Source organism: Methanobrevibacter sp. (genome assembly GCF_045120835.1).
In the GTDB taxonomy this organism is placed as follows: domain Archaea; phylum Methanobacteriota; class Methanobacteria; order Methanobacteriales; family Methanobacteriaceae; genus Methanocatella.
Genome location: NZ_JBGVFE010000104.1, coordinates 1 through 7704 on the forward strand (window position 1 = coordinate 1; position 7704 = coordinate 7704).

The 7704-nt window shown below is 36.4% G+C and carries 3 protein-coding genes; all 3 read right to left on the reverse strand.

The window, feature by feature from the left end; translation table 11 throughout:
• A partial coding sequence (locus ACJMLO_RS09475; RefSeq protein WP_405296193.1) for a C1 family peptidase occupies window positions 1-2585 on the reverse strand: 2585 nt, incomplete at its 3' end.
• 135 nt (window positions 2586-2720) lie between these two features.
• Complete coding sequence (locus ACJMLO_RS09480; RefSeq protein WP_405296195.1) at window positions 2721-7352, reverse strand: C1 family peptidase; 4632 nt, start codon at window positions 7350-7352, stop codon at window positions 2721-2723.
• A 145-nt stretch (window positions 7353-7497) separates the two neighbouring features.
• Window positions 7498-7704 (reverse strand): linear amide C-N hydrolase (locus tag ACJMLO_RS09485; protein WP_405296198.1); only part of this gene is annotated, 207 nt, incomplete at its 5' end.

Consider the following 7704-nt stretch of genomic DNA (forward strand, 5'->3'; position numbering starts at 1 on the left):
TATGGAATTCCGTCAACCGTAAATGTGACATTGCCTATCTCAACAACAGAGCCCTTAGAATCCAATACAACCGCAGTGATGCTTAAAGGATTATACTCACCTGAAAGAGTTAGTGAGATATTTGTAGCCATTAAAGAAGACGGGAACGTTAAATTATCCGCTGATGAAATATATCCCACATTGTTGTACTCGGCAGTGACGTTATGGACTTCAGAATCTGCAGGCAAACTTATAATGGCCTTACCGTTTACAACATCAACATCACAATTTTTACCGTCAATGTTGAATGTGACCGTACCTCCGGTAACCGGACGATTGTACTGATTCAATACGCTTGCCTTAATGTTATATGAGTCAGTAAGACCAACGCTCAATTCAGTTGTCGTATTGATAACATCATATACTGTGAATGCCTTAATGCAAGCCACCGAGGAGTTATAGTTATGAGTTGAATATCTCCAAGTCAGGTTAAACAGGTCTGTCCAATTTTCACCATCATAGCTTACAAATGAGGTATTTGCTGAGAATAATACTTTATTTAATACCGCCGGTTCTGAAACCGGGAAATATGCTTCTCCGTCAACGCTTACTTTAAAGACAACCTCAAAAATATCGCCAATTGATAGGGGAACAAATTTATTCAAATCAAATGTATAATACCCGGCATTTGAAATTCCGCTTTGAACGTGTTTTAAAGCATTGTTTACGTAAATATAAATGGTATAATTGGAAAGCTTGTCAAAATATGTTGAAACTGCTGCAAGATATTCATTGTCGGTTGCTGTGAACCTGTTCTTATACCAGACTGTGCTTGAGGAGTTGACAAAAATATCTGTTCTGCCAGGAATATCATACTGGTAATTCTTATCGTACTTTATTGTGTCGTTTAATATGAAAGTGTAGCTTACATCATAGCTTCCGACTTGTGCGCATCTGGTATCATAATATGAGACATACCAGTAACCGCCTTTTCCATTTGAGGTACCATGACTGTTTTTAACAATCCATGCACCATCACCTTCAGGAGTGTTCTTGAAATTGCTTTTTGAATAATTGTCATCCCATCCGACGATGGTTACTGCATGATTTGCTCCTTCAGAACCCGGATAGTAATAATTTCCATTGCTGCCATAGCGACCGGCACTCCAATAAATAGCAGTTGCAACGGCACCATATTCGATTATGGCTTTTTTGATTGCATCATTATCAGTGTAATTGTTTCTTTGTAAAAATATTAAATTCTGGACATGATAGAAACTGTTTAAAAGAGGAGACATGAATGATGAAGCACTAAAAGGATCATCACTTTCATTTACCGGTCCAAGCCAGCCTATAAAATATCCCATACCCATGTCATCTCGTCCTCCAGTACTAACCGTATAGGTCCATCCGTAATCAGAGTACATGGTCATTACGTTTTTCACATTGTCTTCAGACAGGTCATAGGAAATTCCGGTAGCCTTCAGAATACATGACTCCAGTGAGGCAATAGCCGCAAAAGCCCAGCAGCATTTAGAACTGCCCTGATTTTTAACTGGTGTTACATAGCCCAATTCTCTTAAATCATATCTGCTTGGAATAGTCCCATTGAAGGTAGGATTATAATAGGCTAAAATATAATCCCCGTTTGATATGAACATGTTTGGAGTTGCAGATTCAAGGACATCATTTGCAACACTTCCGCTGTTATTTAAAAAGGAATTGTCATTTAAAAGGGAACCGGTCACATTATTCGCTATGGAATACAATGCACCGACAGAATCTGCTCTGTTGTTTGAAAATTCATTTGAAAAAATTATGCATAGGCTTGCATCATCAATCAATAATGCTCCACCATCCCTGGCGGAATTGTTGTCAAAAATGGAGTTCATTACACCAAATGGAGAATATAAAGTATAAATGGCACCACCATAATAATTTGCTTTATTGTCTTTAAATTTTGAGCCAATAATATAGGTTTCAGCAGATATTGATAAAATCGCACCTCCAAATTCCTCTGCAGTGTTGTTTAGGAATCTGGAATTTTGAATATACATCCATCCTTCCATACAGTATATTGCACCTCCAAAGCTGGCCCCATTATTTATAAATGTACAATTGTCCAGAGTAACATTTGAATTTGAATTCGAACTGATTGCTCCACCATTATATTGTGTGGAATCCTTAAAAATCATATTTGTCGCAGTTAGGTTTCCATTATTCGTAATAGGGGATGCAAGCAATGTCAGATTGCAGAGAGTCAATGAACTTGAAACAGTAAATTTGGCATTCTTGATGATAGTTGCAGTGGGATTTTCACCTATTATAGTAACATTATTAACTGTTTTGGAGTTACTTAAATCATATTCTCCACTGGCCAAATGCAGAACAGAATTACTTTCTATCCTTGAAGCAGTCAATTCCTTATAAGGATTATCTATTGCTCCAGTTCCAGTATCATTATCAATTTTAGCATCAAAGTAATAATCAGCCTGCAAAACCTCGCCGTCATCACTTAGAGTGTCATTGTTAACTGCATAACCTGCCGGTATGACAATTAACAGACATGCCAATATTGCAATCAGTGCGACAAATTTAATTTTCATAGTAAAATTTCCCCCATTATACCAAATTAAACGTGGAGATTTGGTAAAATGTATAGAATACTATTATTTAATGTTTTTATGATATAAATATATAGTAGGTGAAAAATTAAAAAAGAGCAAATAAGGATTTAAACCCTATTCTTTAATTGTTATGAAACTTTTTGATTTGTTGTTTTCGTATTTAGCAACTATTTTGTATTTGCCAGACTTATATTTATTTTTAATGGAAATCTTAGCTATTCCTTTCTTGTTTGTTTTCTTATAATATTTTTTGCCCTTGAATTTGAAGGTAATTTTTTTGCCTTTAAGAGGCACCCCTTCCGTATTGAGCAATTTTGCAGAGTATTTGAACTTTTTGAATTTCTTGACAGATTTGTCTTTTGTAATCAAAGTAGGCTTAATTGTAATCTTATTAGAAACATCAAATCCTTTATATGATGCCATGATTGCAAATGTTCCTGCTTTTGAAGTCAATTTGAATGATGCATAACCGTCAGAAGCTGTCTTTACATAGTATACAATGCTTTTAAAACTGAAAGCTACGATTTCACCTGCTCCAACCGCCTGACCATAATCATTCAAAACCTTAACTTTATAGTATCCGTCTTTTCCATAATACATTATCACATCTTCGTTTTCAACCAAACGAGGAAGAATCTGGATTGTCTGGGATTTGACTTCACCTGTTTGAGGATTTGTTACGTTTACGATTGCATTTCCAGAATAAATAGGTATTGCCAATGCCGCAATTCCGTCATTTCCGCTTGTAGTTTGATAATTGACATCATTAACGGCAAATGTGACTTGAGCATTTCCTAAAGGATTTCCTGATTTATCCAAAAGATAAGCCTCATAATATGCACCATAAGTATATACTGCATTTGCTGGAAGCGCTATGGATGAAACGACTGTAACGGTTGAAGCATTTTCACATCCAATATATGATCCGTCGCCTGCAAATGAAATATTTATAGGATTTATTGAATCGGCAAGCCAAACAGGAATTCCAACCCATCCCTGAGCATCGGTAATGTTGACATAATCATTTAAACTAAATCGGACTTCCCGACCAGCTACGGGATGATTCAATTCGTCAAATAATCTGACTGTGAAGTATTCGCCGCTGTTATAGACGGTTGTAAAATCCTTAACTTCAAAGTATGTCTTTTTGACATCGACAAATAATTCTGTTGAATTTTTGCCAGCGTAAAAGTCACTGTCAATTTCAACAGTTATATTGTAATTTCCATAGCTTAAAGAAGTTAAATTGAACTGATAAATACCATCTGATGTTTTAACCTTAGTGATATTTCCATTGACATCAATCAGCAGTGACTCATTAACCTTCTGTGAAAGGTTTATAGTAATATAGGCATTGTTGAAGTCCTTAAAAACATCAATGGCCATATCCAAACCAATAGGCAAAACTTCATATGTCAAGACAGCAGATGAAGGCAAGTAATTCACATCTTCAAAGCTGACGGTAACGTTATTTAAACCTACGACGAATGGAATCATATTTCCATTACCGTAACCAATATTATTTACGGTAAATGTCAGATTGCCGACATCAACCGTTCTGTTCAACTGGTCAAAGACGCTGACGCTAATGTTAAACAGGTTAAACGAATCATAAGAAACGCCGGTAATATTCAACCATGACCTTGAAGGAAGCACAGATACGAGAGCTGAGCCCCGACATCCGGAATGGAACCGGTCGCCCTCAAAAAAGACTTCCAATGGATAATCGCCCAAAGGCAAATCAAGTGCAAGGAAAATCCTTCCTTGCGCGTCAGTTGTATTGTAATATGTTTGATTATTTAATATAAATCTGACCTGAGAATTGTTCAATGCATCTCCAAACTCGTCAAATAAAGTAAAGTAATAAATCAGGCCGCTGCAATAAAAGGTTGTTACGTCATTGACCTCAAAATGAGTATCCTTGTAGTCAACAAAGAAATCGGTTGAATTTTCACCGACCAGATAAAAGCTGTTGAATGTTACATTGACGGAATAATTTCCATACTTCAGATTTGACAGATTGAACTGACAAATTCCATTGACTGTTTTGGCTTCAGTGACATTGCCGTTTACACTTATAAGTATTGTGCTGTTCAATGCCTGTGAAAGTGTTACTGTAACGCTGACATTATTCAGTTCCTGTTCTACATTAATGTCTATACCCAGATTAACTGGAACAACATTATAAATGCTATCGTAAGTTGATGAGCGGTAATTTACAGACTCATAAAACAGACGGATGTCATTCTCTCCTAAACTTAATGGAATTGATATTGATGCGATACCCCTTTCAACGCCAACAGTGACGTTTTGGCCGTTGACAATGAAGGTCATATTGCCGTTTCCAACGAGATATCCATTTTCATCAACGACACTTGCAACAAGATTGAAGAGATTCATATCAGCATGAGAAATGTCCAAACTTTTGATGGTGGAATTGAATACGGTTACCCGTGTAAATGCCTTTACTGATGCCACTTGTGTAGTATAAATATGATTTAAACATTGGAATTTAAAGTCAAACAGATCAAACCAATTTTCACCATCGAAACTGACAAAAGAAACGTTTCGAGGATATGTTACCTTATTAAAATTAAATCCTTCAAGAATTGCAAAAGAGGATTTTCCATCACCGTTCATTTTGAATTCCACTTCAAATATGTCCCCCTTAGCGATTGGAATAGGATAATCCAGATTGATGGTGAAATAACCTTTTACGCAAGATCCATTTTTATAAAGCTTCAGTTCACCATTGACATTAATATACAATTCCCAATCAGTATCGCCATCAAAGAATGTTGACACAGCCTCCAGAAACTCATTGTCCGTAGCATTGAATACGTTTTTACACCAGATGCTGCTTTCATCATACCAGAAGTAATCTGTAGGAAATGAAACGTCATACTGATAGTTCTTATCAAAACTTGAGGAATCATTTATAATGAAAGTGAAGGAAGAATAGACTCCAGGTTGCGCAAAGACGGTGTCATAATAGGACACATAGAAATATCCTCCTTTGCCCCAGTTATTGCCCCAACTGTTTTTAACAATCCATGCTCCCAGTCCAGGAGCATTTGGAACATAAAATGAATCATTCCATCCGACGATGGCCACTGCATGATTAGGATCCTTATCGCCGGTATAGTAATGATAGGGTTCGCCATTGTACCATGCTATTGAACCCATATACAGAAATGTTGAAACTGCACCATACTTTAAGATAGCCTGTTTTATTAAATCATTATCCGTATAATTATTTCTCTTTAAGTACAATACGTTTTGAACATGATATGCATTATTTAATAATGCTGACAATTGGCTTTGACCGTCGTAGAGATCATCACTTTCATTAACGGGTCCCAGCCAGCTTGCAAGATATCCGATTGCCATATCATCATTTCCACCGGAATTTGGCATATAACTCCTTCCATAATATGAGAATTTAGCCACCAAATTCTTCATGTTCTCTTCAGAAAAGTCAAAGACTTCACCGCCTGCCTTAAGGATGCAGGATTCAAGTGATGCCAATGCCGCAAATGCCCAACAGTTTCCACCGTCCTGCTGGTCTTTAACGGATGTGACATAGCCATGTTCGTTTAGATTATAATAATCAGGCAATGTATCATAGATTGTTTCATTGTAAACATAACCTGAAAGATTGCCATCCTTAAAAATTAGACTGATTTGTGAAGTCTGGAATGTGTCATTATAGAATAATGCAGAATTATTTGTGAAGATTGAATCTGTCAAGTTGATTTCATTATTGAAAAGTGAATAAATGGCACCTGCATGAGAATCTGCACGATTGATGGTGAATTCATTTGAAGCCAAATTACATTCACCTGCACCATAAATGAACAGTGCCCCTCCATTATTTGCAGAATTGCTGATGAACCTTGAAGAGTTGAGATTAATTGTACCGTACACCTGATAAATCGCTCCTCCGTCATATTTCGCAGAGTTGTTTTCTGCAGTGAAATTGACCAGCACCAGATTTGATGAAAGTGCAGTTATTGCAGGACCAAATGTGGAAGTGGAATTTACAACGGACATGTTGAATGATTCAAGTGAGGAGGATTCAATATATATTGCTCCACCGGCATCATTTGTTGATTTGTCATTGATGAAACGGGTATTGTTTATGAATATCCTTGAATTGGAGTTTGCAGCAATTGCCCCACCGAAATTATAGGCGACATTGTTGATGAAAAGAGAGTTGATAATTTTCAGGCTTCCTCCAGCCATGTAAATCGCTCCGCCGTATTGGGCGGAATTATCCGAAAATGTGCAATTGTCAATGGCGATGTTTGCATTTTTAAAAGACGAATAGATTCCCCCGCCATAACTGTTACCATATACGGATGAATAAGCGATTAAACTTTTAAAAACAGTGTTTGAAGCATTGAGAGTATTGCGATTAACTAACTTTAAATTTGTCAACGTTATATTCTTAAAATTGACACTACCAGTAATTGTCAGGGTCCTGCCATTACCATTTAATATTGTATTTTGTGAATTTTCACCATAAAATGAGATATTTGAAAATGAAGCGTCCCTGTCAAAATAATATTCCCCTTCGGCAAAATAGACTGCAGAGTTGTCCTTGATGGAATTAATGGAAAATGTCCTGTAGGGATTTTCATATGTTCCATTGCCCGGATTGACATTGCTTTCATCAAAATAGTAATTGCTTTCAAGCAAAATGCCTTCATCATCACCCAACTGACAGTCTTGCTCAAAAGTCAAATTATCTCCGGCAAAAGCACTTGGGATTATGATTAAAAAACAGAATATTATCAAAATGAGGGGAACAAATCTCATCCTATCTCTCAATATCATATAATAATAGTTAGTTAATCATATTATAAATAAACATGCAAAAAAAGAAGATTTAATTAATGAAGTTGAACTGCTCTTCATTAATCAAAAGATAATTGATCAGTTCTGCAGAGTCCATATTCTCCTTATTCAAATCAACTGCAGTAATCTGTGAGTTGTTGTAAGTCCTGTAATATAGGACGCCCCTCTTGGTATTGTAGCAGGACGTATAGATTGTATACTCGTAGAGATTAGGATCTGAGATGAATGTGCAGCCGTT